26 protein-coding genes are annotated in these 24,331 nt (G+C 73.9%); 10 read left to right on the forward strand and 16 right to left on the reverse strand.

Annotated features, from left to right (window positions below):
- Nucleotides 1-112: 112 nt before the first annotated feature.
- On the reverse strand, nt 113-2,644 hold the full coding sequence (locus ACFWUZ_RS20885; RefSeq protein WP_384374697.1) for a helicase-associated domain-containing protein: 2,532 nt from the start codon (nt 2,642-2,644) through the stop codon (nt 113-115).
- A gap of 86 nt (nt 2,645-2,730) precedes the next feature.
- On the opposite strand from ACFWUZ_RS20885, the gene ACFWUZ_RS20890 reads away from it, so the two are divergent.
- The gene (locus ACFWUZ_RS20890) at nt 2,731-3,747 is read left to right on the forward strand and encodes a hypothetical protein (RefSeq protein ID WP_384374700.1); all 1,017 of its coding nucleotides are present in this window, start codon (nt 2,731-2,733) and stop codon (nt 3,745-3,747) included.
- A gap of 45 nt (nt 3,748-3,792) precedes the next feature.
- Here ACFWUZ_RS20890 and ACFWUZ_RS20895 read toward each other — a convergent pair whose 3' ends face one another.
- A complete protein-coding gene (locus ACFWUZ_RS20895) occupies nt 3,793-4,650 on the reverse strand; it encodes a hypothetical protein (RefSeq protein WP_384374703.1) in 858 nt (285 codons plus the stop codon).
- A 9-nt stretch (nt 4,651-4,659) separates the two neighbouring features.
- Nucleotides 4,660-5,160, reverse strand: coding sequence for a SigE family RNA polymerase sigma factor (locus ACFWUZ_RS20900; RefSeq protein ID WP_384374706.1), 501 nt, complete (start codon nt 5,158-5,160; stop codon nt 4,660-4,662).
- Nucleotides 5,161-5,361: 201 nt separating this feature from the next.
- Here ACFWUZ_RS20900 and ACFWUZ_RS20905 point away from each other — a divergent pair, with 201 nt between their 5' ends.
- Nucleotides 5,362-5,979 carry an HAD family hydrolase gene (locus ACFWUZ_RS20905; RefSeq protein WP_384374709.1) on the forward strand — a complete coding sequence of 206 codons (618 nt, stop codon included), beginning with the start codon at nt 5,362-5,364 and terminating at the stop codon, nt 5,977-5,979.
- Nucleotides 5,980-5,992: 13 nt separating this feature from the next.
- Here ACFWUZ_RS20905 and ACFWUZ_RS20910 read toward each other — a convergent pair whose 3' ends face one another.
- Nucleotides 5,993-6,244 (reverse strand): hypothetical protein, encoded by a 252-nt coding sequence (locus ACFWUZ_RS20910; RefSeq protein ID WP_384374711.1) that lies wholly within the window; start codon nt 6,242-6,244, stop codon nt 5,993-5,995.
- Nucleotides 6,245-6,483: 239 nt separating this feature from the next.
- Between ACFWUZ_RS20910 and ACFWUZ_RS20915 the strand changes: the two genes are divergently transcribed.
- The gene (locus ACFWUZ_RS20915; protein WP_384374825.1) at nt 6,484-6,867 is read left to right on the forward strand and encodes a cold-shock protein; all 384 of its coding nucleotides are present in this window, start codon (nt 6,484-6,486) and stop codon (nt 6,865-6,867) included.
- Nucleotides 6,868-6,941: 74 nt separating this feature from the next.
- On the opposite strand, the gene ACFWUZ_RS20920 is transcribed toward ACFWUZ_RS20915, so the two are convergent.
- From ACFWUZ_RS20920 to ACFWUZ_RS20935, 4 genes are all read right to left on the reverse strand, one after another.
- Entirely contained in the window at nt 6,942-7,808 is an 867-nt protein-coding gene (locus tag ACFWUZ_RS20920; protein ID WP_384374714.1) for a 1,4-dihydroxy-6-naphthoate synthase, read from the reverse strand.
- Entirely contained in the window at nt 7,795-8,520 is a 726-nt protein-coding gene (locus ACFWUZ_RS20925; protein ID WP_384374717.1) for a futalosine hydrolase, read from the reverse strand. The genes ACFWUZ_RS20920 and ACFWUZ_RS20925 overlap by 14 nt, the downstream gene beginning before the upstream one ends.
- 13 nt (nt 8,521-8,533) lie before the next feature.
- Nucleotides 8,534-9,019, reverse strand: a complete 486-nt coding sequence (locus tag ACFWUZ_RS20930; RefSeq protein WP_384374720.1) for a DUF2771 domain-containing protein — start codon at nt 9,017-9,019, stop codon at nt 8,534-8,536.
- Nucleotides 9,020-9,549: 530 nt separating this feature from the next.
- Entirely contained in the window at nt 9,550-10,932 is a 1,383-nt protein-coding gene (locus ACFWUZ_RS20935; protein ID WP_384374723.1) for an MFS transporter, read from the reverse strand.
- Nucleotides 10,933-11,292: 360 nt separating this feature from the next.
- Between ACFWUZ_RS20935 and ACFWUZ_RS20940 the strand changes: the two genes are divergently transcribed.
- Complete coding sequence (locus tag ACFWUZ_RS20940; RefSeq protein WP_384374726.1) at nt 11,293-12,210, forward strand: DUF3027 domain-containing protein; 918 nt, start codon at nt 11,293-11,295, stop codon at nt 12,208-12,210.
- Nucleotides 12,211-12,292: 82 nt separating this feature from the next.
- On the opposite strand, the gene ACFWUZ_RS20945 is transcribed toward ACFWUZ_RS20940, so the two are convergent.
- The 5 genes from ACFWUZ_RS20945 to rfbA form a co-directional block, all read right to left on the reverse strand.
- Nucleotides 12,293-13,567 carry an acyltransferase family protein gene (locus tag ACFWUZ_RS20945; protein ID WP_384374729.1) on the reverse strand — a complete coding sequence of 425 codons (1,275 nt, stop codon included), beginning with the start codon at nt 13,565-13,567 and terminating at the stop codon, nt 12,293-12,295.
- Between the two features lie 140 nt (nt 13,568-13,707).
- Nucleotides 13,708-14,664, reverse strand: a complete 957-nt coding sequence (locus tag ACFWUZ_RS20950) for an NAD-dependent epimerase/dehydratase family protein (protein WP_384374732.1) — start codon at nt 14,662-14,664, stop codon at nt 13,708-13,710.
- A 70-nt stretch (nt 14,665-14,734) separates the two neighbouring features.
- Entirely contained in the window at nt 14,735-15,631 is an 897-nt protein-coding gene (locus ACFWUZ_RS20955) for a glycosyltransferase family 2 protein (protein ID WP_384374735.1), read from the reverse strand.
- 40 nt (nt 15,632-15,671) lie between these two features.
- Nucleotides 15,672-16,277 (reverse strand): dTDP-4-dehydrorhamnose 3,5-epimerase family protein, encoded by a 606-nt coding sequence (locus ACFWUZ_RS20960; RefSeq protein WP_384374737.1) that lies wholly within the window; start codon nt 16,275-16,277, stop codon nt 15,672-15,674.
- Nucleotides 16,274-17,149 (reverse strand): glucose-1-phosphate thymidylyltransferase RfbA, encoded by an 876-nt coding sequence (gene rfbA, locus ACFWUZ_RS20965; protein ID WP_384374740.1) that lies wholly within the window; start codon nt 17,147-17,149, stop codon nt 16,274-16,276. Before rfbA ends, ACFWUZ_RS20960 begins: the two co-directional genes overlap by 4 nt.
- Nucleotides 17,150-17,254: 105 nt before the next feature.
- Here rfbA and rfbB point away from each other — a divergent pair, with 105 nt between their 5' ends.
- The 3 genes from rfbB to ACFWUZ_RS20980 are packed head-to-tail and all read left to right on the forward strand — an operon-like array spanning nt 17,255 to nt 19,998.
- Nucleotides 17,255-18,232 (forward strand): dTDP-glucose 4,6-dehydratase, encoded by a 978-nt coding sequence (rfbB, locus tag ACFWUZ_RS20970; RefSeq protein WP_384374743.1) that lies wholly within the window; start codon nt 17,255-17,257, stop codon nt 18,230-18,232.
- Nucleotides 18,229-19,581: a lipopolysaccharide biosynthesis protein gene (locus ACFWUZ_RS20975; protein WP_384374746.1), complete on the forward strand. Its 1,353-nt coding sequence runs from the start codon at nt 18,229-18,231 to the stop codon at nt 19,579-19,581. Before rfbB ends, ACFWUZ_RS20975 begins: the two co-directional genes overlap by 4 nt.
- 39 nt (nt 19,582-19,620) lie before the next feature.
- Nucleotides 19,621-19,998: a hypothetical protein gene (locus ACFWUZ_RS20980; protein WP_384374748.1), complete on the forward strand. Its 378-nt coding sequence runs from the start codon at nt 19,621-19,623 to the stop codon at nt 19,996-19,998.
- Between the two features lie 16 nt (nt 19,999-20,014).
- Here the strand turns inward: ACFWUZ_RS20980 and ACFWUZ_RS20985 are convergent, their stop codons facing one another.
- Nucleotides 20,015-21,025: a WD40 repeat domain-containing protein gene (locus ACFWUZ_RS20985; RefSeq protein WP_384374751.1), complete on the reverse strand. Its 1,011-nt coding sequence runs from the start codon at nt 21,023-21,025 to the stop codon at nt 20,015-20,017.
- Nucleotides 21,026-21,101: 76 nt separating this feature from the next.
- On the opposite strand from ACFWUZ_RS20985, the gene ACFWUZ_RS20990 reads away from it, so the two are divergent.
- Nucleotides 21,102-21,794: a GDSL-type esterase/lipase family protein gene (locus tag ACFWUZ_RS20990; protein WP_384374754.1), complete on the forward strand. Its 693-nt coding sequence runs from the start codon at nt 21,102-21,104 to the stop codon at nt 21,792-21,794.
- A 59-nt stretch (nt 21,795-21,853) separates the two neighbouring features.
- Nucleotides 21,854-22,843 (forward strand): aldo/keto reductase, encoded by a 990-nt coding sequence (locus tag ACFWUZ_RS20995; protein ID WP_384374757.1) that lies wholly within the window; start codon nt 21,854-21,856, stop codon nt 22,841-22,843.
- 251 nt (nt 22,844-23,094) lie between these two features.
- On the opposite strand, the gene ACFWUZ_RS21000 is transcribed toward ACFWUZ_RS20995, so the two are convergent.
- Together ACFWUZ_RS21000 and ACFWUZ_RS21005 are read right to left on the reverse strand one after the other, a co-directional pair.
- A complete protein-coding gene (locus ACFWUZ_RS21000; RefSeq protein WP_384374760.1) occupies nt 23,095-23,235 on the reverse strand; it encodes a hypothetical protein in 141 nt (46 codons plus the stop codon).
- Nucleotides 23,236-23,419: 184 nt separating this feature from the next.
- Entirely contained in the window at nt 23,420-23,725 is a 306-nt protein-coding gene (locus ACFWUZ_RS21005; protein WP_384374763.1) for a hypothetical protein, read from the reverse strand.
- Nucleotides 23,726-23,837: 112 nt separating this feature from the next.
- Between ACFWUZ_RS21005 and ACFWUZ_RS21010 the strand changes: the two genes are divergently transcribed.
- Nucleotides 23,838-24,302, forward strand: a complete 465-nt coding sequence (locus ACFWUZ_RS21010) for an FG-GAP-like repeat-containing protein (protein WP_384374765.1) — start codon at nt 23,838-23,840, stop codon at nt 24,300-24,302.
- Nucleotides 24,303-24,331 lie beyond the last annotated feature (29 nt).

Here is a 24,331-nt window from a genome sequence, read left to right on the forward strand (position 1 = left end):
TGCGGCGCCGCGCCGGGGCGCCCGGCCCCCGCTGCTCAGCGACCGCCGGGAGGTGCCCCGGGACCGGCGTCGGCCGGCACCGAACCCGGCGCATCGCTCGGGCACGCCGGTGTCAGAGGTGTTCCTCCGCCAGTTCGGCGACCCCCGTGATCCGGTGCAGGGCGTAGGTGCGGACCTCGTCGGCCGTGTGGTCGTAGCCGGTGACGAAGCCGCCCTCCACCCGTACCGGGGCGATGACCCGCTGGCTCGCCGCGCCCTCCGCGTTCACGTAGCCGATCCACACCGCGGTCCCGGTCAGCGCGGCCGCCTGGACGGTCGCCAGGGTCTCCGCCGCGCTCGTGCGCGGGAGTTCGCCCGGGGCGCCCGTCGACGCCGCGGGCTCCTTGCGGACGACCGTCGCCGCCAGATCGCCCGCCCGGATCGCCCGTACGGCCGCCGCCAGCAGCGTCGCGTCCGGTACCGGCGGGCCGTCCGGGACCGGGACGGGGGCAGAGCGGGCCGGAGTGCGGTGTGCGTCGGCCCGGGACACCACGACGTCACCGGTACGGGACTCCGCGGCCGGCGCGTACCCCATGGCCCGCAGCCCGTCGAGCAGGACGGCCGGTTCGGCCTGCGCGGCCAGCACCGTCGGCGCGAGGCGGCGCAGCCCCAGCCCGGCCGACCGCTTGTCGGCGAGGATCTCGCCCAGCACGGAGTCGTCGTCGCAGCGGACGTACGAGGAGGCCGCGCCGACCCGCAGGTGCCCGTGCCGCCGGGCCACGTCGTCGATCAGGTAGGCCAGCGGCTGCGGGACCGGGGTGCGGCTGTGCTCCTTGAGGAAGGCGTGCAGGTCGGCGGCGGCGTGCCCGGCGTCCAGGGCGCGCCGTACCGACGCGGGCGTGAAGCGGTACACCGTCGCCCCGCCCTTGGACTCCACGTCGGCGAGCACCGCCAGGGTGTCCCCGAGCGGGCGGCGCAGCGGGCCGGGCGCCACGGCCGTCAGGTCGGCCTGGAGCAGCACGTGGTCCACCGGCTCCGGCAGCATCGGGGCCAGCAGCGGCGCCGGGTCGCGGTGTTCCAGCAGGGCCCGGCCGAAGGCGCTGAGCGCGCCGCGGCCGGTGACGCCGAGGACCTCCGCCTCGGCCAGGGCCCAGTGCGCGAGGCGGGCGCGCAGGTCGCTCGTCCCGCGTACGGGCCGCTCCCAGGCGAGCCGTTCCATCAGCACGTCCGGGTCGGCGGAGGCGCCCTCCGGCAGGTCGGAGAGGAGTTCCAGGACGCGGCGGCGCACCTCGGGGGCCGCGGAACGGTCCAGGTCGGCACCGAGCGTGGACAGGGTGCGGCCCTTGGCGTCCTGTTCGCCGACCAGGCCCGGCGCGCGGGTGGCCGGCAGCCAGGCCGCGACCAGCGCCGACCACCGTTCGGCGGGCGGGAGTTCGCACCAGTCGTCGAAGGCGGGGGTGGGCGCGTACCGCTCGTCGGCCTCCCCGTCGCCGGCCAGCAGCCCGGCCGCGTAGGCCAGTTCGATCCAGAAGGACGCGGAGGCCTCGGTGGTGTCCAGCGTGGCGGCGGTCCGCTTCAGGTCCCGTACGGACAGCCCGCCCGCCCGCAGCACCGGCGGACCGGCGTGCTCCCAGGACTTCACCAGCTCCTCGACGGTGGACAGCGCGGCCAGCGCCTGCCCGGCGGCGTTGGCGTCCACAAGCTGTGGACGGTGCTCGCGGTGCGGGGCCACCGGCGGGGCCTCCGGCGCGGTGTCCCGGTGCGCGAGACCGCCGCGCAGGTGCAGGGCCACCTCGCGGGGCAGGACGACCGTCCGCGCGGTGGCGGGCAGCAGCAGGCCCCGGTCGCGCAGCCAGCGCACCGGCGGCGTGGGGTGGGGGGTCACCTCCCCGTAGGGCGGGCCCCACACGAGCCGCCCCAGCACCTGGTGGGCCTCCGCCGGGGCCTCGTCCAGCAGGGCGGACATCCGCTCCGGGTCGGTGAACAGGGCGGTCAGCGCGGCCACCGCGGACACCGGGTCGTGGGTGGCGGGCAGCCCGGCGGCCACCACGATCTCCTGGATCCGGGTCGGCGACATCCCGGCCGTGGCCTCGGCGACGGTGGGCCCGAGGCCGGTCGGGGAGGGGCGCTGGGCCGAGGGCGCGAGCAGTTCGCGGGCCGTGCGGACCAGCCGCAGCCGGTCCCCGTCGCCCCACACCAGGGCCTGGTCGCGCAGGGTCTCCAGGGCGCGGGGGAGGGCGGCGCGGGCCGGTCCGCCGCCGGTGTCCGCGCCGAGGTGGCCGGTGAGCAGCGCCTCCAGCACGGGGTACGGGCAGGGCTCGGGGGCGACCGCCAGGGCCTCGGCGGTCTGCAGCGCGAACCGGTCGAGGCGGTCCAGGGCCCGCACGACCGAGGCCCGGGTCCCGGCGCGGGTGGCCAGCTGGGTCACGTCGCCCGGGACCGGGCTGATCAGGTCCGGGCGGGCCCGCAGCAGGGCGGCGAGGGCCGCGTCGTCGCGGGAGCGCAGGGCCTCGGCGAGGGAGCGGGGGGCGCCTTGGCCCGTGGCCCCGGCCGTACTTCGGCCCGCGCTCGTCCCGGCACTTCCCGCAGCGCCTCCCGCAGCAGTGCTTGCCTCAGGCACAGTCGCCTCCTGGTCGCGTCGGCCGGTCAGTCGGCCGGTCCCCATCCGGCCAACGGTATCCGCTGTGCCCGGGACCGCTCCACGGGCGCACGCGCTACGGTTCCGGCAGGCGGTACGGGAGGAGCCGGGGCATGGGCATCGAGAGCGACCATCTGGTCTACGAATATCTGAGCCGCGTCGGGGACTTGGCGCAGCGGCGGCAGCTGTCCTCCGGCGACCGGATGCGGCTGGTGGCGGGGTTGCGGGACGAGATCGACCGTCGGCGCGCCAAGTACGAACCGGAGACCGCGGCCGCCGTACGCCGCATCCTGGACCGGATCGGTACGCCCGAGGAGGTCCTGGACACCCTGGGGGCCGCCGGTACCCCGTCGGCGGCGGAGCCCGCTTCCCCGGCCGTTTCCGTCCCGGCCGTGCCCACCCAGCGGGGCCCGGGCCGCCTGCGCCGCAGGAGCGCGGCGGAGCCGGCTGCGGCGGCGGAGCCGGTGAACGTGCCGCCGCACCTGGCCGGGCTGGACGAACTCGGGCCCTCCGGCGGGGACGGACCCGACTGGTGGCGCGTCGCCCCCGGCCCGTACGGGGCGGGCCCGCAGGTGGAGGGCTTCGCCGGCGGCATCGAGATCCCGGACCTGTACGAGGAGGGGCGGCCGGAGGAGGACGCGGCGAAGCCCGCCCCGGCCGGGCCGGCGGCGGCTCCTGCCACGGCGGGGGAGCGCGGGCGGACCCTCGTACGGTTCCTGCGCGAGCGGCGGCGGGCGCGGCAGCAGGCGCAGGAGGCGAAGCCCGCACCGCAGGCCCCCGCCCCGGCCGCGGCCCGGCCCCGGCCGAATGCGTTCCTGCTGCTGGCGGCGGCCGTCCTCGTCGCCGGCGTGGTCAGCGGCTCCTGGCTGCTGCTGGTGGTCGGCTGGCTGCTCCCGTACGCCTCGCGGCTGCTGGCCCCCGCCGAACGCAAGTGGGCCGTCTTCGGTCCGCCGGGCCTGGTCGTCGCGGGGGCGGGGGTGTGGCTGTGGGGGCGGATGAACGGCAAGTGGGGCGAGACCCTGGCCGAGGACGAGCTGAGCGGGGCCCTGACGGGCATGTGGCCGTGGCTCCTGCGGGGCGCGGGCCTGGCCTCCGCGGCCTACCTCGTGTGGCGGGCCCGCCGCCGCTGACCCCCGGGCCGGCAGGCCCGCCCCGCTCCCGCCCCGCCGTCCCGTTCAGCCGCCTTGGACGACGGTCTGCTGCTCCTCCATCGGGCGGCTGTCGGCCGTCCTGACCAGGCCGAGGAAGGCGGGGTCCTGGGCCACCGCCAGCATCTGCTCCTTGGTGACGGGCGCCGAGACCGTGGTGCCGGTGTCGGGGCGGACGGACAGCAGGACGTCGCTGGCGCCGTAGCGGAAGGAGACCCGGGACGCGATGAGGCCGCCGTCCTCGGGCGAGGTCGCCGCGGTGGCCTCGATGCCGCCGGGCAGGGTGGCCTTCTTGCAGGTCTGCCCCTTGACCTCGATGCAGGTCCGCCGGCCGTCGCCCCTCCCGCTCGCGGGCCGTACCGAGAAGATGACGACGAACGTGTTGCCGTCCTTCGTGGCCTGGTACTGACGCACCGTGAGATCGGTCCGCTGCACGGTACCGACCGCCTCGGGCAGCAGGTCCTGGAGCACGGTGACGGCCTGGTCCTGGAAGTTCTCCTGCCGGATCCGCTCGGCGGGCGGCAGCTGCGCCATCGAGGACTCGCCCGGGGACGGTTCGATGTGGACCGGCGGCGGCGGACCGGAAGCGGACGGTGAGGCCTGCGCCGGCGCGGAGGCCGACGGGGACGCGGCCGCCTCGGTGACGCCGTCGGCCGTGCCGGCGCCGCCCGGCAGCGCGGCGGCCCCGGCCACGCCGAGCACGGCGACGGCCAGCACCCCGCCGCCGATCGCCGCCCGCAGGCGGGCCGTGCGGCGCCGCCCCTGGGCGCGGGCCGGGCCCGCCAGGTCGGGCAGCGGGGGCAGTTCCCCGGCCGTGCGTTCCATCGCCTCCCGCAGGAGCAGGACGGCCCGGTCCTCGTCCGTGAGGTGTTCGTTGGTGCCCATGACGTCTCCTCAGCTCTCGGTGGCGTAGATGTGGTCCTCGCCGAGCTGCGTGCGCAGCTTGGCCAGGGAGCGCGAGCACTGGCTCTTGACCGTTCCCTCGCTGCACCGCAGCAGCTGGGCGACCCGCTCGGTGCTCAGGTCCTCCCAGTAGCGCAGGACGACCACGGCCCGGGCCCGCGGCGGAAGCGAGGCCAGTGCGGCGAGCAGGGTGACCCGCAGCTCGGCGTGCTCGGACGGGGGCGGCGGTGCGGCGTGCGTGTGGGCCAGCAGGTCCCGCAGCCGCCGTCTTCGCTCGGCGAGGAAGGTGCGGGTCAGGACGGTCCTGGCGTACGCCTCGGGATGGTCGGCGGCGGACACCCGCCGCCAGTGCTGGAACAGTTTCGCGAGCGTCGTCTGGGTCAGATCGCGGGCACTGTCGGCGTTCCCGCACAGCAGGTACGCGGTCCGGTACAGCCTTCGCTGACTGGCCCGGGCAAAGGCCTCGAAGTCGTGCTCGGTGCCTGGCGGCATCCGCCCTCCCCTTCACATCGTGTCTCTCACCCCGGTCCTGAGTGCTGCCGCACGGAAAAGGTTGAGCACGGATCCGGGGGTCTCGCCCTGTGGGCGGCACCGCCCCGAAGGAGGCCGGAATGTCACGTATTTCACGATCCGGTAAGGCGGACCTCAGCCGGTGTTCCCCTCCCGGCGGCACGCCTCGGCACAATGGCCGGTATGAACCTCACCGTCGGCTTCGACCTCGACATGACCCTCATCGATTCGCGCCCGGGCATCAGGGCCGCGTACCTGGCCCTGTCGGCCGAGACGGGCACGTTCATCGACGCGGACGAGGCGGTCACGCGGCTCGGCCCGCCGCTGGACGAGGAACTCGCGTACTGGTTCCCGGAGGCCGACATCCCGGCCGTGGCTGACCGCTACCGGGAGATCTACCCCGCACACGCCATCGAGCCGACCCCGGCGATGCCGGGTGCCCGCGAGGCGATCGAGGCCGTCCAGGCGCTCGGCGGCCGGGCCATCGTCGTCACCGCCAAGCACGAGCCCAACGCCCGGCTGCACCTGAAGCACCTCGGCATCGAGCCCGACGCCGTCATCGGCTGGCTCTGGGCGGAGGCCAAGGCCGGTGCGCTGCGCGAGTACGGGTCGCAGGTCTACGTGGGCGACCACGTGGGCGACGTCCGCGGGGCCCGTACGGCCGGTGCGCTGTCGGTGGCGGTGCCGACCGGTCCGTGCCCGGAGCCGGAACTGCTGGCCGCCGGCGCCGACGTGGTCCTCCCGGACCTGACCGCGCTGCCGCAGTGGCTCGACCGGTACGTGGCCGGGCAGGCGGCCTGACGGCCCGGCCGGGTCAGGCCTGCGACTCCCGGGCCGCGCGGCGCTGCGCCGCGGCCGAGCGGAGCACGCCCGCCGCCGAGACGGCGAAGCCGACGCCCATGAGCATGCACACGGCCCACGCGTACGACGGGAACGGGTCGATGTCCAGGAACAGCGGGGCCATCGTCGCGAGCGTGGCCACGGCGCCCGCGATGAACACGATGCCGCCGGCCTTGACCAGTGCGTCGCCGGGGCGCGGTTCGTCGGCGTGAGAAGTGTCAGTCACCGCACCAGGGTAGTTCCCGCCGCACCGGGGACCGGTCGCGGTGCGGCGGAGGCCCCCGCACCCGAGGTACCCCCAGGGGACGAGATCCGGGCAGAGGGGCTTCGGCCATGCTTGACGGGGTGCTTGTGAGGGGAGACTCTTCACAGCGGGAGCAGGCAGTCACGGCCCTGGTACACGGATACCCTGACCTGCTGAGACATGTTGGTTCGGTTTCGGGTATGTGAGACGGGGTGCGTGCTTTGCCCACCGGCAAGGTCAAGTGGTTCAACAGCGAGAAGGGCTTCGGCTTCCTCTCCCGCGACGACGGCGGCGACGTCTTCGTCCACTCGTCGGTGCTCCCCAGCGGCGTCGACTCCCTCAAGCCCGGCCAGCGCGTCGAGTTCGGTGTCGTCGCAGGCCAGCGCGGGGACCAGGCGCTCTCGGTGACGGTGCTGGACCCGGCCCCGTCCGTCGCGGCCGCCCAGCGCCGCAAGCCCGACGAGCTCGCCTCGATCGTGCAGGACCTGACGACCCTGCTGGAGAACATCACGCCGATGCTGGAGCGCGGCCGCTACCCCGACAAGGTGCACGGCGCGAAGATCGCCGGCCTGCTGCGCGCGGTGGCCGACCAGCTCGACGTCTGACCGCACGGGCCACGAAGCCGCCCCGCCGCTCCCCGTGAGCGGCGGGGCGGCCCCGTCCCCGTACGCCTTCAGGGCTACGGGAAGTCCAGCGCGCCCGGCGCCACCGCCGGCACCAGCCCCTCGGCCGCGGCCCGGGTCAGCAGCCCCCGCACCGCCGCATAGCCGTCCTCACCGAGGTCCGCGGTGAACTCGTTGACGTAGAGCCCGATGTGCTGGTCGGCGACGGCCGGGTCCAGCTCCTGGGCGTGGGCCCGCACGTACGGGCGGGAGGCCTCCGGGTCGTCCCAGGCCATCCGCACCGACGTCCGGGCCGCCTCCGCCAGGGCGCGCAGCCGCTCCGCGCCCAGCGCCCGCCGGGCGATGATCGCGCCGAGCGGGATCGGCAGACCCGTCGTGGACTCCCAGTGCTCGCCCATGTCGGCCAGGCAGTGCAGTCCGTAGTCCTGGTAGGTGAACCGGGCCTCGTGGATGACCAGTCCGGCGTCCACCCGGCCGTCGCGCACCGCCGGCATGATCTCGTGGAACGGCAGCACGACCACCTTGCCGATGCCCTCGGGCAGCACGTCCGCGGCCCACAGCCGGAACAGCAGGTAGGCGGTGGAGCGTTCGCCGGGCACGGCGACGGTGGCCCCCGCCAGGTCCGTGCCCGGCTCACGGGTCAGCACCAGCGGGCCGCAGCCGCGCCCCAGGGCACCGCCGCAGGGCAGCAGCGCGTACTCCTCCAGCACCCAGGGCAGGACGGCGTACGAGACCTTCAGGACGTCCAGTTCGCCGCGCTCGGCCATGCCGTTGGTGAGGTCGATGTCGGCGAAGGTGACGTCGAGGCCGGGCGCGCCCGGGACGCGGCCGTGCGCCCAGGCGTCGAAGACGAACGTGTCGTTCGGGCAGGGCGAGTACGCGATCCTCAGCGGGTCGCGGTCGGCGGTGTCACCGGTGCTCATGGCGTTCTCCCCAGTTCGCGAGTACGGGTCCCAGCACGCGGAAGCCGTCGGCGAGCGCGGCGAGCGCGTCGCCGATCCGCCAGGCGGCGCGGTCGCGCGGACCCACGGCATTGGACACGGCCCGGAGTTCCAGCACGGGCAGCCCGTGCGCGGCAGCCGCCTCGGCGACCCCGAAGCCCTCCATGGCCTCGGCGCCGGCCATCGGATGCCGGGCGAGGAGCCCGGCGGCCCCGCCGGCGGTCCCGGTGACTGTGGAGACGGTGAGGACGGGCGCGAGGAGCGCGCCGGTGACCTCGGCGGCGCGGGCGGCGAGCTCAGCGGGCGGCAGGTGCACGCTGCGCCCGAAGCCGAGGGCCTGGACGTCCAGGAAGCCCTCGGGGGTCTCGGCGCCCAGGTCGGCGGCGACGATCGCGTCCGCGACCACGAGGGAGCCGACGGGCGCGGCGGGGGCGAACCCGCCGCCGATGCCCGCGGAGACGACGAGCGAGTGGTCGGCGAGGGCCAGGGCGGTGGCGGTGCCGGCGGCGGCGGCCGCCGGCCCGACGCCGGCGGCGAGCACGTCGAAGGCGATGCCCGGGAGGTCCCGCCGGGTGATGAGGTACCCGCCGGGAAGCGTGCGCGGCTCAGGACCGGGAGAGTCCGGATGAGGGGTGAGACCGGTGAGGACGGAGTCTGCCTCCGCCGTCACCGCGGTCACGACGAGCACGCGCACGGGTGCCGCCCGGTTACTTGAGCTTGAGGTTGAAGGACCAGACGGAGAGGGGCTTGCCGTCCTCGGCCACCTGGACGATGGCCAGCTTCTTCGAGGCGGGGGCCTCGCCCTGGCCGCCGGTCGCGAAGACGTCCGCGCCGGGGAAGCTGCGGTAGGTGTTCGAGGAGGGCTCGGTGATCGGCTGTCCGTCGAGGACCGCCTGCCACTTCTTGCCGTCCTCGACGACCTCCGGCTCCACGCCGAGGCGCAGCGTGTCGCCGCGGGTGTAGTCGATGGTCTTGGCGTCCTTCAGGCCGCCGAGGCACTCCTGGACCTTGTCCGTGGAGAGCTCGGTGCGGTCGTGACAGGCGGACTCGGCGGACACCGAGGAGGTGCCGACGGTCACGGTCGCCAGTGGAGTCGGCTTGTCGCAGGCCGAGAGGAGGAGGAGGCCGGCGGACACGGCTCCGAGGGCCGCGACGCTGCGGCGGGCCCTACCCGAGAAAAGCGGTGCGGTCATGAGCCGAAGGCTATCGGGCCCTTGGGCTGCGCCGCTGCACGGGGTCCCACCGGCCGTGTCCCGGCGGCATCGGGCTCGGCCGGGGCCGGGGCCGGCCTGCGCGGCGCCGCTCCCCGGGGCTCCGCCCCCTGGATCGCCGGGGGGGGGCTGGATTCGGCCGGGGTGGGGCCGGTGGGTCGGCCTGCCGCGGGGCGGGTGCGGCGCCGTTGCACGGGGCTCCGCCCCGGACCCCGCGCCTCAATCGCCGGCGGGGCTGGATGGTGCCCGGGTGGGGTTGGATTCGGGCTGGCCGGTGGGTCGGGCTGCGGCGGGGCTGGGTGGGGCCCGGGTGGGGCCCGATTCGGGCTGGCCGGGGGGTCGGGCTGCGGTGCCGTTGCGCGGGGCTCCGCCCCGGACCCCGCGCCTCGATCGGCGGCGGGGCTGGGTGGGGCCCCGGTGGGGCCGGTCGGCTCTCTCCGGGGGGATCCGGTCTGGGCGGGGCCGGTCGTCCGCCTCGCGGGAGGGGGTGATCAGGCCGTGCCGGGGGCGGGTCAGGCGACTCGGGGGCGGGGGGTGCCCGGGTGGTGGGGGTGGGGGGCCGAGAGGAAGCCGCGGATGGCCATCGTCGTGCCCAGGGCCACCACGGCCGCGGCGACGACCATGCCCAGGACGCCGTTCAGCGGCAGGGCGATGCCGATCGCGCCGCCCAGCACCCAGGCCACCTGGAGCAGCGTCTCCGAACGGGCGAAGGCGGAGGTGCGCACGGCCTCCGGGACGTCCCGCTGGATCATCGCGTCCAGCGAGAGCTTCGCCAGGGCCTGGCAGAAGCCCGCCGTGGCCGCCAGCACGGCCATGAAGAGGCCGCTGAAGAGGACCGCCGCCAGGATCGCCACGCCGAGGGTCACCGACAGCACCGAGGCGACGATGGCCTCCGGGGCCCGCGCCCGCAGCCACGCGCCCACCGCCGTCCCGCACGCGTTGCCGACGCCCGCCGAGACGCCCACGATGCCCAGCGACACCGCCGCGCTCTGTCCCCCCAGGGGGTGCTCGCGCAGCAGGAACGCCAGGAAGAAGATCAGGAAGCCGGACAGCGCGCGCATCGAGGCGTTCGCCAGGAGACCGCACAGCACCGAGCGGCTGACCGTGCGCAGGCCGGGCCGCTTCGAGTGCGCCTCGTGCGTGGAGAGCCGGGCCCGGCGCTCGCCCTTGGCCTCGTCCACCTTGTGCGGCAGCGTGAAGGCGGCGAAGGTGCCGCACAGGAAGACCACGCAGGCCCCGTACAACGGCCACTGCGGCCCTATCGCGTGCAGACCGGCCCCGACCGGCGCCGCCGCGCCCGTGGCGAGCAGACCGGCCAGCGTGACCCGGGAGTTCGCCTTGACGAGTGAGAAGTTAGGCGGAAGAAGACGTGGCACCACGGCGCTTCTGACCACCCCGTACGCCTTCGACGCCACCAGGACGCCCAGCGCCGCCGGATAGAGCTCCAGCCCGCCCGTCGCCACCGCGCCCGACATCATCACCGCCAGCAGCGCCCGGGCCAGCATCGCGGCCGCCATCGCGGCCCGCCGCCCGTGCGGCAGCCGGTCCAGCAGCGGCCCGATCACCGGGGCCAGCAGGGTGAAGGGCGCCATCGTGATCGCCAAGTACAGCGCGACCCGGCCGCGGGCCTCGTCCGTGGGGACGGAGAAGAAGACCGTCGAGGCCAGCGCCACCGTGATCATGACGTCGCCGGCGCCGTTGATGGCGTGCAGCTCGATCAGTTTGCCGAGTCCGGACTCGCCGGCCCCGTGCGCGTGCGTGGCCCGCCGGATCCCCCGCGCCGTACCGGTGATGGGCAGGTGCAGGGCACGCCCCAGAGCCCGGCCGGCCCTCCTGGCCGGTCCCGGGCCGTCGACGGACGACCGTACGGGTGCCACCTCGCCATAGTGCCCCACAGGGCCCGCGCGGACCCCTCCCGGCGCGTCGCGGGCGTCCGGCCGGCCACGGTCCGGTACCCGGACGGTGCCCGCCGGGTGCCCGTTCGTTCCGCGAATCGGACCTTGCATGTGGGCGCAGGGCTTCGGAGGAGGTAGCGTGCGTAGCGCGCCACCGGCGGTTGCTCTTGGCCGCGCGCCTCTTCGTGATCCCGCAGAATGGAATCGCAGGCAGGTGCGCCCGAGGCCGATCGGGTGCGGACGTCGACGCGGCCCTCTGGTCCGCTCCGCCCGCGCCACGTACGGACAGCACCGACGGGTCGTTGTGGACGACAGTACGGACGGCGCACACGTGAGACGGCGTAGGAGAGAACGAGACCAGTGAGTGCTGCGACGACGCGAAGCCGTACCCCGCGTACCCCCGACCGCCTGTGTGTCGAGGCGGTAGAACTCGCCCGTGCGGCGGCCGAGGAGGCCGCCTTCCCCGGAGTGGTGGGCGAGCACTCCTCCGTCGTGGCGGAGGGCGACCGGGTCGTCACCCACTACTTCGAGTGCAAGGAACCCGGCTACCGGGGCTGGCGCTGGGCCGTCACCGTGACCCGCGCCTCCCGCGCGAAGAACGTCACCCTCGACGAAACGGTGCTGCTGCCCGGCGACGACGCCCTGCTCGCCCCCGAGTGGGTGCCGTGGAGCGAACGGCTGCGCCCCGGCGACATGGGCCCCGGCGACCTGCTGCCCACCGACGCCGAGGACCTGCGGCTGGAGCCGGGCTGGTCGGGCGAGGACGCCCCGCCGCCGAACTCCGTGGTCTCCCCCGAGATGGCCGAACTGGTCGAGGCGGAGGACGCCGACGTCACCGACCGCACCGTGGTCCCGGTGCGCGGCTCCATCACCTCCGTCGCCGAGGAACTCGGCATGCGGCGCGCACGCGTCCTGTCCCGGTACGGGCTGCACAGTGCCGCCGACCGCTGGGACGATTCGTTCGGGGCGAAGACCCCGATGGCGCAGGCGGCACCCGCCTCGTGTGTGTCCTGCGGCTTCCTCGTCGCGATCGGCGGCTCGCTCGGCCAGGCCTTCGGCGTCTGCGCCAACGAGTTCAGCCCGGCCGACGGCCGCCTGGTCTCCCTGTCGTACGGCTGCGGCGGCCACTCCGAGGCCGCCGTCATGCCCGCGCCGCTGCGCCCCGCGCCGCCGGTGCTCGACTCCATGGCCACGGACGAGTTCCCGCTGCGCCCGGCCCCCGACACCGGCTCGGTCCCGGTCTCGGACCTCCAGGCCGCGGACCTCGGCCACTCCTGAGGCACCGCCCCCGCGTACGACCGCGCCCGCCCGGGCAGGACCCGGGCGGGCGCGGTCGTGACGGTACGGGTACGGGTGCGGGTCAGGCGGAGACCGTGGAGGACTGCTCCGGCTTCGCCTCGCCGGGCGCCGGGACGGGTGCCGTGGCGGCGGGCTGCTCCGGGGCGGTGGCGGCCGGGCCGCGCTGCAGCTTCCGTACGAACCAGGGCGTCCAGTTCTTCAGCTTCATCGCGGGCGACTCGACCAGGTGCCAGGACAGGGCCGCCAGGGCCACCGTGCCGGCCATCGCCAGCAGCAGGAAGACGGGCTTGCCGTACTTGGCGTAGCCCATCAGGGCCAGCGCCTGTTCGACGGTGAATCCGTAGATGTAGATGCCGTACGAGTAGTCGCGCTTGCGGCCGACCTTCTGGAAGGGGCTCGGCAGCCGCACCGCGAGCCAGAGCAGCAGGTAGGCGAAGGCGGGGTAGCCGAAGACGAAGACGCCGCCGAAGAGCAGGGTGGCGCCGAGGACGACGGCGCACAGCGCGGCCAGTCCGTCGTGGATCGGGAGCCGGTCGCGGTACAGCTGGAAGCAGGCCCCGATCAGGAACACGAAGCACAGGTGGACGACGAAGTGCACCGACATGCTGCCCAGCAGCGGCACTTGCACGGCCGACGCCATGTCACCGGGGATGCCGCGCAGGGAGGGGGCGGTGAGCCAGTCCCGCAGGATCAGCAGGCCCAGGGCCCCGGCCAGCAGCGGGACGAACCTGCGGGCCCGGCGCAGGACTCCGCCGGCGGCCAGCAGGCCCACCATGACGTAGCAGAAGATCTCGTACTTCAGCGACCACAGGGCGCCGTTGACGCTCCCGTCGAAGTTGGTCCCGCGGGCCTTTCCTTCGGCCACCACCCCGGATATGTCCCAGTGGGTGCTGATGGAGGTGTTCCACATGCCCTTGAGGTAGCTGAACGGACCCTCGGCGTGGTTCCAGTAGCCGTTCACCGAGCCGTGCAGCCAGTAGTACAGCGCGGGCAGGATCAGCAGCGAGGACACGAGCAGCGAGCCCCACAGGCCCGGCAGGATGCGCAGGGCCCGGTGCCAGGCGTAGCGGCCGGAGGTGGACCGCGCCCCACTGCCCGTGATCATGAAGCCGGACAGGACGAAGAAGCCGATCACCGCCATCTTCCCGACGTCGGTCTGCTCCCCGCTCCAGCGCCACAGCGGGTCCAGCGGGCCCCAGCCGAGCGGCCACACGTGCGAGAGCACGACCGACGAGGCGAGGACCAGTCTCAGCACGCCGAAGCTGTTGGCCCGCGAGGAGTACAGCTCGGCGAGGGTTCCGCGGTGGCCGGGCAGGACGGGTGCTCTGCGAGACATAGGGGGTCAGGCTTCCTGGGAGGGGGTAGCGCCGGGAGGCCGGCTCGGCGTGGGGGCCTACGGGGGCCTCGCGGGATCCTACCGACGGGCGGCGCCGTGCTCCTGGCGCGTGCCCGGATTCGGTCCGGCGGACCGGGAGGTCAGTCCCGGTCCGCGGAGGCGGCCGTCCACAGCTCGGCGACGGCGTCGCGCAGGCTGCGGACCGGCTTCCAGTCCAGGGCGCGCTCGGTGGCGCCGATGTCCAGCTGGTGCCATTCGGTCTCGGGGCCGGTGCCGTCCGGGGCGGGGACCTCGGTGATCCGCGTGGGCACGCCGCTCTCCTCGATCAGCAGCTCGACCAGTTCACGGGCGGAGGTCGCCCGGCCCAGGCCGAGGTTGAGGACGGGCGGGCAGGGGCCCGCCGGGGCGAGGGCGGCGACCATGGCGTCGACCCCGTCCTGGAGGTGGAGGAACTCGCGCTGCGCGGTCAGCGGCATCAGGGACAGTTCGGCGACGGTACCGGCGGCCCGCGCCTCGGCCAGCTTGCCGGCCATGACGCCGAGCAGGCTGTGCGCGGGCTGCCCGGCCCCGACGACGTTGCCCAGGCGCAGGACGACGGCGTCCAGGCCGTCGTCACGGACGGCCGAGGCGATCAGCTCGGTGGCCTGGAGCTTGAGCTGCCCGTAGACCGTCGAGGGCCGTGCGGGGGAGTCCTCGGTCCAGGTCTCGCCGACCGGGAAGAGCCCGTACTCGTGCACGGTGCCGATCTGCACGAGCCGCGGCGGCGTCGCCATCGCGTCGAGGGTCTCCAGCAGCCGGCTGACCATGCCGAGGTTGGCGGGGACCATCTGCTCGTCCGTCAGCCCCCACATGCCGCCGGCCGCGTTGACGACGACGTCGACGCGGTGCGCGGTGAACAGCTCCGCCAGCTCGGCCGGCGCGTCGACGGTGAGGTCGAAGGCGGCGAACTCGCCGGGCAGTGCGACGGCCGGCTGCTTGCGGGCGACGGCCAGCAGGCCGTGGCCGCGCTCGTGCAGGGTGGCGCACAGCCTGCGGCCGATGAAGCCGGTGGCCCCGAGGACGGCCACGCGGGGCAGGGACGGGCTGGTGACGGACATGGGCGGGGGCTCCCGGGGGTCGCAGGGGTGGGCGGACGGGGCGCGCGGCGCGGGGCCGCGCGGCGTCCGGTCAGCGGTGGTCGTTGCCGACGACGTGCCGCAGCAGGGTGCGGGCACCCTCGCTCTGCTTGTTCTTCAGGGCGCCGGGCAGCATCGTCGCCGCGTGGATCCGGGAGGACAGGTGCAGCCGGGAGGCCTTGGCGGCCTTCGTCCAGCCCTGCGCGTCCAGCCGGTCCGCGACGTCCATGAAGAAGCGGTTGGCCTCCTCGAAGCGCCGGCCGGTGAAGGCCTGCTGGGAGGAGATGCTGACCGCGTGCCTGCGGTACTGGAAGCACAGGGTGTCGGAGATCAGCATCCGCTCGCCGGCCTGGATCAGGTCGATCTCCAGCGCGAGGTCCTGCGTGACCTCCAGGTTGTCCCGCAGGCCCGCCTTGCGGACCGCTTCGGTGCGCCAGCAGATGGACGGGAAGTACAGCCAGTTCCCGCGCAGCAGGCTGGTGGCGAGCTGCTCGCCGCCCATCAGCAGCTCACCCTTGACGCGGGGTGCGTACAGCCGCTTCTTGGACTGGTCGACCAGTCCCTCGGTGGGCTTGCCGTTGCCGTCGATCACCTGGACACCGGGCTGGACCATGCCGACGCCGGGGTGCCGGGCGAGGGCGGCCCGCACGGTGGCCACGTAGTTCGGCAGCATGATGTCGTCGGTGCCCATCATCACGAAGTGCTCTTCGCGGACCAGGCCCAGGCACTTGCGGTAGTTGCCCGTGACGCCGAGGTTCTGCTCGTTGCGCTGGTACGAGACCCGCGGGTCGTCCAGCTCCGCGAACCAGCCCGGGACGTCCGGCTCCTTGCCGTCGTCGACCACCACCAGCCGCCACTCGGGGTCGCTCTGGGCCAGGATGCTGCGTACGGCGGCCTGCATCAGGGCCACGTCGCCGTAGTAGGGCAGCATGATGTCGAGAGTTGTCATGGGCGGCGCACCAGGGGTTTCGGGAGGGACGGGACGGGGCTCAGCTGCCGTCGCTCAGCGACCGGCGGTGGCGCAGGCAGGCGTCGTAGTCGGGCAGCAGACCGGACGCGAGGGCCTCGGCGAGCGAGGGCGCGGCCGCGTCGCGGGCCGACAGCTGCGAGGCGGCGCCGGACGGCCAGTCGATCGCCAGATCGGGGTCGAGCGGGTGCACGGAGTGCTCGGCGGACGGGTTGAAGGTCTCCGAGCACAGGTACGACAGCGTCGCGTCGTCGCTCAGCGCGCAGAAGCCGTGGCCCAGCCCCTCCGAGATGTAGACCGCGCGGCGGTCCACGTCGTCGAGGCGCACGAACTCGTAGGTGCCGAAGGTGGGCGAGCCCACGCGCAGGTCGACGATCACGTCGAGGACGGCGCCGCGCACGCAGGTCACGTACTTGGCCTGGCCGGGCGGGACGTCGGCGAAGTGGATGCCGCGCACGACGTCCTTCGCCGACACCGACAGGTTGCCCTGCGCCAGGCGCAGCGGGTGTCCGACGGCCTCGGCGAGGTGGTCGAAGCGGTACCACTCCATGAACAGCCCGCGCGGGTCGCCGTGCTGGACCGGGGTGATCTCCCAGGCGCCCTCGATGGAGAGCTCGCGGAACTTCATCGGCCGTTCTCCCCGTCGAGCAGCTCCAGCAGGTACTCGCCGTACCCGCTCTTGAGCAGCGGCTCGGCGAGCTCGCGGAGCTGGTCGTCGCTCACGAAACCGGACCGCCAGGCGGTCTCCTCGATGCAGCCGATCTTGAAGCCCTGGCGCTCCTCGATCACGCGCACGAACTCGGAGGCCTGGACCATGGAGACGAAGGTGCCGGTGTCCAGCCAGGCGGTACCGCGGTCCAGGACCGTCACCTGGAGCTCGCCGGACCGCAGGTAGGCGTCGTTCACCGCGGTTATCTCCAGCTCGCCGCGCGCGCTGGGCTCGATGGTGCGGGCGATCTCCACCACGCGGTTGTCGTAGAAGTACAGGCCGGGCACCGCGTAGCGGGACTTCGGCTTCTCCGGCTTCTCCTCGATGGAGATGACCTGGCCGTCCTCGTCGAACTCGACGACGCCGTACGCGGTCGGGTCCGCCACCGGGTAGGCGAAGACCATGCCGCCCTTGGGGTCCTTGCGCTGCGCGAGGCGGGTGCCGAGGCCACTGCCGTGGAAGATGTTGTCGCCGAGGATCAGGGCGACCGGCTCGTCACCGATGAAGTCGGCGCCGAGCACGAAGGCCTGCGCGATGCCTTCGGGGCGCTCCTGCACGGCGTACTGGAGGTCCAGGCCGAGCTGCGAACCGTCGCCGAGCAGCCGCTGGAACTGCTCCTGGTCCTGGGGGGTGGTGATGATGAGGATCTCGCGGATCCCCGCCATGACCAGCGTGGAGAGCGGGTAGTAGATCATGGGCTTGTCGAAGACGGGGAGCAGCTGCTTCGACACGGCTCGGGTCAAGGGCCAGAGGCGGGAGCCGGTGCCGCCCGCAAGGAGAATTCCACGCATGGACGCCACCATACGTTGCGTCCCTTCGGGTGAGGTAACCCGCGAGGGCCGCCCGCCGACCGCGCAGTGAGCCCGCCGGTGGTCGCACAGTAAGCTGAACGCACTATGCGCATTCTCGTGACCGGTGGCGCCGGTTTCATCGGCTCGCAGTTCGTCCGTTCCCTCCTGTCGCAGGACCCCGCCGCCCAGGTCACGGTCCTCGACAAGCTGACCTACTCCGGCGTCGAGGAGAACCTCGCCCCCGTCGCAGGTCACCCCGGCTACACCTTCGTCCGCGGTGACATCTGCGACGTCGACGCCGTCGACCAGGTGATGGCCGGCCACGACGCCGTCGTGCACTTCGCGGCGGAGTCCCACGTGGACCGCTCCATCGCGGGCGCCGGCCCCTTCGTGATGACGAACGTCGTCGGCACCCAGGTGCTGCTCGACGCGGCCCGCAAGCACGGGGTCGGCCGCTTCGTCCACGTCTCCACCGACGAGGTGTACGGCTCCATCACCGAGGGCTCCTGGACCGAGGAGTGGCCGCTCGCGCCGAACTCCCCGTACTCCGCCTCGAAGGCCTCCTCCGACCTGCTGGCGCTGGCCTACCACCGGACCCACGGCATGGACGTCGTGGTGACGCGCTGCTCCAACAACTACGGGCCGTACCAGTTCCCCGAGAAGGTCATCCCGCTGTTCGTGTCGAACCTCATGGACGGCAAGCACGTCCCGCTGTACGGCGACGGCGGCAACGTCCGCGACTGGCTGCACGTCTCCGACCACTGCCGCGGCATCGACCTCGTCCTGCGCAAGGGCCGCGCCGGTGAGGTCTACAACATCGGCGGCGGCACCGAGCTGACGAACAAGGAGCTCACCGGCGTCCTGCTGGACGCCGCCGGCGTCGGCTGGGAGATGGTCGACCGGGTCGAGGACCGCAAGGGCCACGACCTGCGCTACTCCATCGACATCAGCAAGATCAGCGAAGAGCTGGGCTACGCGCCGCAGATCACCTTCGAGGACGGCATCAAGGCCACCATCGACTGGTACCGCGAGAACCGCGCCTGGTGGGAGCCGCTCAAGGTGAGGGCCGCCCAGCAGTCGTGAACACGTCGGATGCGGCGGCGCCCCTGAAGAGGTCGCCGCTGGCGAGGCTGTCCAACACCCTGCCGCCGGGCACCCTGCTGGTGATCGGCGGCACGGTCGTGCTCGGTGCGGCCTCGTACGTGCACCTGATGGCGGCGGGCCACAGCCTCGACACCGAGGGCATGGCCGCGCTGTCCGTCGTGTGGACGATCCTCATGGCGGTCGGCATCGGCCTCTTCTTCCCCGTCGAGCAGGAGCTCACCCGGATCGTCGCCGCGCACCGGGTCGGCGGCCAGGGGGTCTCCGGCGTGCTGCGCCGTGTGACGGTCCTCACCGTCGCCATGTGCGGCCTGCTGCTCGGCGGCATGGCCGTCGCCGCCCGCCCGCTCGCCGACACCTTCTTCGACGGCCGCTCCGACATGGTCCTGGCGCTCGCGCTGGCCTTCGTCACCCTGGCCGCGAGCAACGTGACCCGCGGCGTCCTGGCCGGACTCGGCCACTTCGCGCCCTTCGGCTGGCAGCTGGGCATCGACGGCGTCCTGCGCATCGGCGCCGCCGTGGCCTTCGCCCTGGCGGGCGTCCGCTCCCCGCTGGCGTTCGCGCTGATCCTCACGCTCGCGCCGCTCCTCGCGGTCCTGGTCACCCTGCGCCCCGTCCTGCGGGGCCTCGGGCCCGGGCCGGCCGAGAGCTGGAGGGGGCTGCTCGGCGGCCTCGGCCCGCTGATCGCCTCGACCTTGCTCGCGCAGGTGGTCGTCAACGCCGCCGTCGTCAGCACCAAGCTGCTGGCCCCCGCCGAGGCGGCGCTCGTCGCCGGCCTGCTGAACGTCATCGTGCTGGCGCGCGTGCCGCTGTTCGTCTTCGGCTCGCTCCAGGCCTCGCTGCTGTCCGGGCTGTCCGCGGCGGCCGCGGCCGGTGACCGGGCGGGCTTCTCCAGGCTTCTGGGCCGCACCTGCCTGGTGGTCACCGCGCTCGGCGTGGCCGGCGGTGTGCCCGCCACCCTGCTCGGGCCCTGGCTGATCCAGGTGCTGTTCAAGGCCGAGGACGGACTCGGCCAGGCGGTGTTCTTCTGGATCTCCGCCGGCACCCTCTTCTACATGCTGGCCATGGTCCTCGGCCAGGCCCTGATGGTCCTGCACAAGCACAGCCTGCAGCTGCTGTCCTGGGCCGTGGCCACCGTGGTCCTGCTGGGCGTCACCCTGATGCCCGGCGATGCCGCCACCCGGGTGTGCCTGGCCTACACCCTCGCCTCGCTCACCGCCGTCCTCGGCATGGCGGTGGCGCTGTGGCTGACCTTCCCGCGGGTGCCGGCCACGGCGGACGCGGCGGACGGAGCACCCCGCTCCCGTTCCTCCCTGGTCGACTCGGCCTGACCCCCGGCAGGACCCGGCCCGGGGGTTAGGGTCGGCCGCATGCCCCGCAAGAAGCACCGTCCCCGCCGGCTCGTCGCCGACGGGCGCACCTACCTGTGGACGGTCCGCCACGGCCACCAGGTGCTGGAGGGCGGCGGCTGCCGCAAGACCCTCACCCTGAACTCCCACCCGCCGGGCAGCGGCGGCCTGCTGCGCTTCGTCTTCGACGAGGGTCCCGGCCGGTACGTGTCGGGCTTCACCACGGGTTCGGGCGAGGTCGGCGAGGTCGGCGCCGGCGCCCTGAACCTGCACGAGCCGGGCACCGTACGGGTCCTGCTCGACGCGGCGCTGGCCGGCGGGTGGCAACCGCAGGAGCGGGGCGAGACGAAGCTCGACGGCTGGACCTTCCTGGCGGCGGCGGTCGCCGCAGGACGCTGAGGCCGGGGCCGGACCGCTACTTCGGGGCCCGGCGCCGGAACAGCCGCTTGGCGGCGACGACCAGCACCGTGCCCCCCGCCAGGACGAGGGCGCCCTTGGTGAAGCTGCCCTCCGGAGCCGGCGACTGCGCGGCGGGAGCGGGGTCCGGCGGGGAGCCCGGCTTCGCCGCCCCGGGCGTCGGGGAGGCCGCCGGGGCCGGTCCCGCAGGGACCGCGATCACCCGGCTGGAACCGCCCTCCGCGCCGAACATCAGCGCCGAGCCGTCCGCCGTCCAGGTCACCGACTCCGCCTGGCCCTGCCACGGCGCGTCCACCCGCTCGCCCGCGCCCTGCGGCAGCCCGTCCTTCCAGGGGTACGCCTTCGCGAAGAAGTACCCGCGCAGCGCGAGGTGCCCGCCGTCCGGGGAGAACGCCCCGTCCGTCACCCACGGCAGGCCGGCGACCCGCCGGAACACGTTCGGCGCGCCCGCCGACAGCTCCGCAGGGCCCTCGTACAGCCCGCCCTTCTCCTCGCTCTTGCTGGCGATGTACACCCGGCCCGTGACCGGATGCACCATCAGCGCCTCCGCGTTGCGCGGCCCGTCCGCGTACTTCACCGTGAACCGGGTCGCCTTGACGGTGGTGTCGCCGAGCTGCTTCGGCTCCTGGAAGCGGTAGATCCACACGTGGTCCCAGCTCCCGTCCAGGTTGTCGCCGATGTCGCCGACGTACAACTGCCCGTCCGGGCCCAGGGAGATCGCCTCCACGTCGCGGGGCGTACCGACCCCCGTCAGCGTCACGCGGGCCACCGTCCTCCCGGTCGCCGAGTCCACCGCGTAGACGTACGGGCCGTCGTCGCTGTCGTTGTGGGTCCAGTACACCCCCGGGTGGATGCGGCTGGCGGCGAGCCCGCTCGACTCCTTGATCCGGGGATCGGTGATGGTGAACGACGCCGCGCCGGGGCCCTCCGCCGCCGACGCCGCACCCGGCGGCAGGACGGCGACGGCGACGGCGGCGACAACGGCGGACGGCAACGACAGCAGACGCATCTCCCCAGCTTGCCAGCCCGCGCCGCGTGTCCGGCATCACAGGGGTGCCCGCCCCGTGATCCGCGATGATGACCGGATGCGTTTCATGTTCGTCGGCGACTCCATGACCATCGGACGCGCCGGTGACTGGACCTGGCGCTACCGGATGTGGCAGCACCTGAGCGCCACCCCCGACGGCCCCCACGAGATCGTCGGCCCGCGCCACGAGCTGTACGACACCGGCGCCGACGCGCCCGTCAGCCACGCCTACGCCGACCCGGCCTTCCCGGAGCCCGCCCGCCGCCACCTGGCCGGCTGGGGCGAGGGCTGGCAGCACATGGCCCCCCTCGTCGGCCCCGCCGTACGCGCCTGCGGCGCCGAGGTGCTGCTGGTCTCCCTCGGCCTGATCGACCTCGGCTTCTACACCCGCGCCGACCAGACCGCCGACAACGTCCGCCGCTTCGTCGAGGGGGCGCGCGCCGCCCGCCCGGACGTCCGGATGGTGTTCCTCCCGGTCATACCGAACGTCCGCGCCGAGGTGGACGCGCCCTTCGCGGACGAGGTCACCCGCTTCAACGAACTCCTGGCGAAGGCGGTCGCCGACCTGACCACCGCCGCCTCGCCGATCCTGCTGGCCGCCCGCCCGGCCTCGTACGACATCCACCACGACACCTACGACGGGACCCACCCCAACGCCTCCGGGGAGCACCGGCTGGCGGGGGAGTTCGCGGCGGTCCTCCACCAGGCCTGGGGGATCGGGGGCCCCTACCGGCCGCAGCCGGCGCCGTAACACGCCCTTCACGATGCGGTCTTGCCTGGAGTGGACTCCAGGCAGTTGGCTTGTCCTCCATGAAGTACACACAGCTCGGACGCACGGGCCTCAAGGTCAGCCGACTCGTACTCGGCACCATGAACTTCGGCCCCCAGACCTCGGAACCCGAGAGCCACGCCATCCTGGACGCGGCCCTCGGCGCCGGCATCAACTTCGTCGACACCGCCAACGTCTACGGATGGGGTGAGAACAAGGGCCGCACCGAGGAGATCATCGGCACCTGGTTCGCCCAGGGCGGCGGCCGCCGGGAGAAGACGGTCCTCGCCACCAAGGTCTACGGCTCGATGTCCCGCGGGAGCGAGACCTGGCCCAACGAGGACCGGCTGTCGGCGCTGAACATCCGCCGGGCCGTCGACGCGAGCCTCAAGCGGCTCCAGACCGACTACATCGACCTCTACCAGTTCCACCACGTGGACCGGCTGACCCCCTTCGAGGAGATCTGGCAGGCCGTCGAGGTACTGGTCCAGCAGGGGAAGATCCTCTACGCCGGCTCGTCCAACTTCCCCGGCTGGAAGATCGCCCAGGCCAACGAGACGGCGGCGCGCCACGGCCGGCTCGGCCTGGTCAGCGAGCAGTGCCTCTACAACCTCGCCGAGCGGCGCGCGGAGATGGAGGTCGTCCCGGCCGCCGAGGCGTACGGGCTCGGGGTCATCCCGTGGTCGCCGCTGCACGGCGGCCTGCTCGGCGGGGCGATCCGCAAGTCCGCGGACTCGGGCCGTACGGCGAGCGGCCGCTCGGCGGACGCGCTGTCCAACAGCACGGTCCGGGCACAGGTGCAGGCGTACGAGGACCTGCTGGACAAGCACGGGCTGGAGCCGGGCGAGGTGGCGCTGGCCTGGCTGCTGACGCGTCCCGGGGTGACGGGGCCGATCGTCGGCCCGCGCACGCAGGACCAGCTGGACTCGGCGCTGCGGGCGGTGGAGCTGGAGCTCTCCGAGGAGGTCCTGGCGGGCCTCGACGAGATCTTCCCCGGGCCGGGTCCCTCGCCGGAGGCGTTCGCCTGGTAGCGGGCCCGGCGGCGGTCCGGTGACCGGCGGGGCTACTGTCCGACGGCGGCCGCCACGGCGACGACGAAGAACATCAGCACGAGCACGCCGGCCATGACACGGTTTCTGGTCTTGGGATCCACCCGTCGAGACTAACGCGGCAGCCCCTGCATCGTGGACGCAGGGGCTGTGCCGTGCCCGGGGCGCGCTGCCGGTGTGCCGTGGATCACGGCCCGCCCGGCCGGGCCGGCGCCGGGGGCGGCCCGGAGCGGTTACTGCCAGCTCATGTCGTGGGTGGCGGCGACCGGGGGCTTCGCGGTGGGCAGGGAGGCGGCGGAGGCGAGGGCCGGGGTCCCGACGACGAGGGTGAGGGCGACGACCGCGGCGGCCTGGACGATACGGGTGATGCTCATGAGGTCCGGTTTCCCCTTCGAAGTGCCCTGGGGCATGTGCGGCTGGTGGCTCCCGGTGGTCCCGCGTCCCGCGGTGGCGTCGGCCCTTTCCGGTGAGACACAGCCAAGCCGCCCCCGGCCGGGCGGAGAAGGGATCTCCGCCGGCCCAAACCGTCCCTGGACGGTTGCGGACAGAGCCCGGTCGTCAGCCGGTCCCCGTGTCCGACAGGGACAGCGGCATGAGTGGGACGCCGACGTCCAGCAGGCGGGCGGCGGGGAGCACCCGGGTTCCGAGCAGGCGTCGGCAGACCGATTCCGCATGCCGCTCGGCCGCCTCCAGGGAGTCGTCGAGCAGATAGAAGCCGAGGGTGAAGTGTCCGGCCCGCTGCGGGTGCACGGCCAGGTGCTCGACCTGGTCGGCGGGGTCCAGACCCGCCCGGACGGCCTCGCGCAGATCGTCGGGGAGTTCGTGGGGAGGCGCCGCGCGCAAGCGGGCGTGGACGAGGTACATGTCTCCACCGTGCCCCGCTCCGCCGGGGCTACGTGCCGAACGGGGTGGCCGCTTCAGGCCGCGGACGGAACGGAAGCCCAGCGGCCCCGGCGGTGGCGGCGGCACCGCCGGCATGACCGACCTGGCCTCGGCCGACCTCAACGGCGACAACGTGATCGACGTCGTGGGCGTGGAGGCCTCCACCGGCAAGCTGTGGATGTACAAGGGCAGCGCGGCCGGGACCATAGCGTCCGGCGGCAGCCGGGTCATGATCGGCTCCGGCGGCTGGAACGGCATGTCGAACCTGACGGGCATGGACCTGAACAACAGCGGCCGCCAGGACCTCGTCGCGGTGGAGGAGTCCACCGGCAAGCTGTTCATGTACCCCGGCGACAAGGGCTACCTGAGCCCGCGCATCGAGATCGGCTCGGGCGGCTGGAACGGCATGTCCGACCTCATCGGCGGCGACCTGCTGAACTCCAACCTGTCGGACGACCTGATCGCGGTCCAGAACTCGACCGGCAAGCTGTTCCTCTACCCGGGGGTCGGCGGCGGTGAGCTGGGTGCCCGCAAGGAGATCGGTACCGGCGGCTGGTAGTCGCGGCGCATGACGAAGGAGCGGCCCGT

The organism is Streptomyces sp. NPDC058646, assembly GCF_042716875.1.
In the GTDB taxonomy this organism is placed as follows: domain Bacteria; phylum Actinomycetota; class Actinomycetes; order Streptomycetales; family Streptomycetaceae; genus Streptomyces.

Excerpts from the sequence above, each read along its gene's own strand:
- ACFWUZ_RS20985 (WP_384374751.1), bottom strand. The coding sequence starts at position 21,025 with ATGCGTCTGCTGTCGTTGCCGTCCGCCGTTGTCGCCGCCGTCGCCGTC.
- ACFWUZ_RS20980 (WP_384374748.1), top strand. The coding sequence starts at position 19,621 with ATGCCCCGCAAGAAGCACCGTCCCCGCCGGCTCGTCGCCGACGGGCGC.
- ACFWUZ_RS20895 (WP_384374703.1), bottom strand. The coding sequence starts at position 4,650 with ATGGGCACCAACGAACACCTCACGGACGAGGACCGGGCCGTCCTGCTC.
- ACFWUZ_RS20920 (WP_384374714.1), bottom strand. The coding sequence starts at position 7,808 with ATGAGCACCGGTGACACCGCCGACCGCGACCCGCTGAGGATCGCGTAC.
- ACFWUZ_RS20905 (WP_384374709.1), top strand. The coding sequence starts at position 5,362 with ATGAACCTCACCGTCGGCTTCGACCTCGACATGACCCTCATCGATTCG.
- rfbB (WP_384374743.1), top strand. The coding sequence starts at position 17,255 with ATGCGCATTCTCGTGACCGGTGGCGCCGGTTTCATCGGCTCGCAGTTC.
- ACFWUZ_RS20950 (WP_384374732.1), bottom strand. The coding sequence starts at position 14,664 with ATGTCCGTCACCAGCCCGTCCCTGCCCCGCGTGGCCGTCCTCGGGGCC.
- ACFWUZ_RS20930 (WP_384374720.1), bottom strand. The coding sequence starts at position 9,019 with ATGACCGCACCGCTTTTCTCGGGTAGGGCCCGCCGCAGCGTCGCGGCC.
- ACFWUZ_RS20960 (WP_384374737.1), bottom strand. The coding sequence starts at position 16,277 with ATGAAGTTCCGCGAGCTCTCCATCGAGGGCGCCTGGGAGATCACCCCG.
- ACFWUZ_RS20955 (WP_384374735.1), bottom strand. The coding sequence starts at position 15,631 with ATGACAACTCTCGACATCATGCTGCCCTACTACGGCGACGTGGCCCTG.
- ACFWUZ_RS20885 (WP_384374697.1), bottom strand. The coding sequence starts at position 2,644 with ATGGGGACCGGCCGACTGACCGGCCGACGCGACCAGGAGGCGACTGTG.
- ACFWUZ_RS21000 (WP_384374760.1), bottom strand. The coding sequence starts at position 23,235 with ATGAGCATCACCCGTATCGTCCAGGCCGCCGCGGTCGTCGCCCTCACC.
- ACFWUZ_RS20945 (WP_384374729.1), bottom strand. The coding sequence starts at position 13,567 with ATGTCTCGCAGAGCACCCGTCCTGCCCGGCCACCGCGGAACCCTCGCC.
- ACFWUZ_RS20890 (WP_384374700.1), top strand. The coding sequence starts at position 2,731 with ATGGGCATCGAGAGCGACCATCTGGTCTACGAATATCTGAGCCGCGTC.
- rfbA (WP_384374740.1), bottom strand. The coding sequence starts at position 17,149 with ATGCGTGGAATTCTCCTTGCGGGCGGCACCGGCTCCCGCCTCTGGCCC.
- ACFWUZ_RS21005 (WP_384374763.1), bottom strand. The coding sequence starts at position 23,725 with ATGTACCTCGTCCACGCCCGCTTGCGCGCGGCGCCTCCCCACGAACTC.
- ACFWUZ_RS20900 (WP_384374706.1), bottom strand. The coding sequence starts at position 5,160 with ATGCCGCCAGGCACCGAGCACGACTTCGAGGCCTTTGCCCGGGCCAGT.
- ACFWUZ_RS20990 (WP_384374754.1), top strand. The coding sequence starts at position 21,102 with ATGCGTTTCATGTTCGTCGGCGACTCCATGACCATCGGACGCGCCGGT.
- ACFWUZ_RS20995 (WP_384374757.1), top strand. The coding sequence starts at position 21,854 with ATGAAGTACACACAGCTCGGACGCACGGGCCTCAAGGTCAGCCGACTC.
- ACFWUZ_RS21010 (WP_384374765.1), top strand. The coding sequence starts at position 23,838 with ATGACCGACCTGGCCTCGGCCGACCTCAACGGCGACAACGTGATCGAC.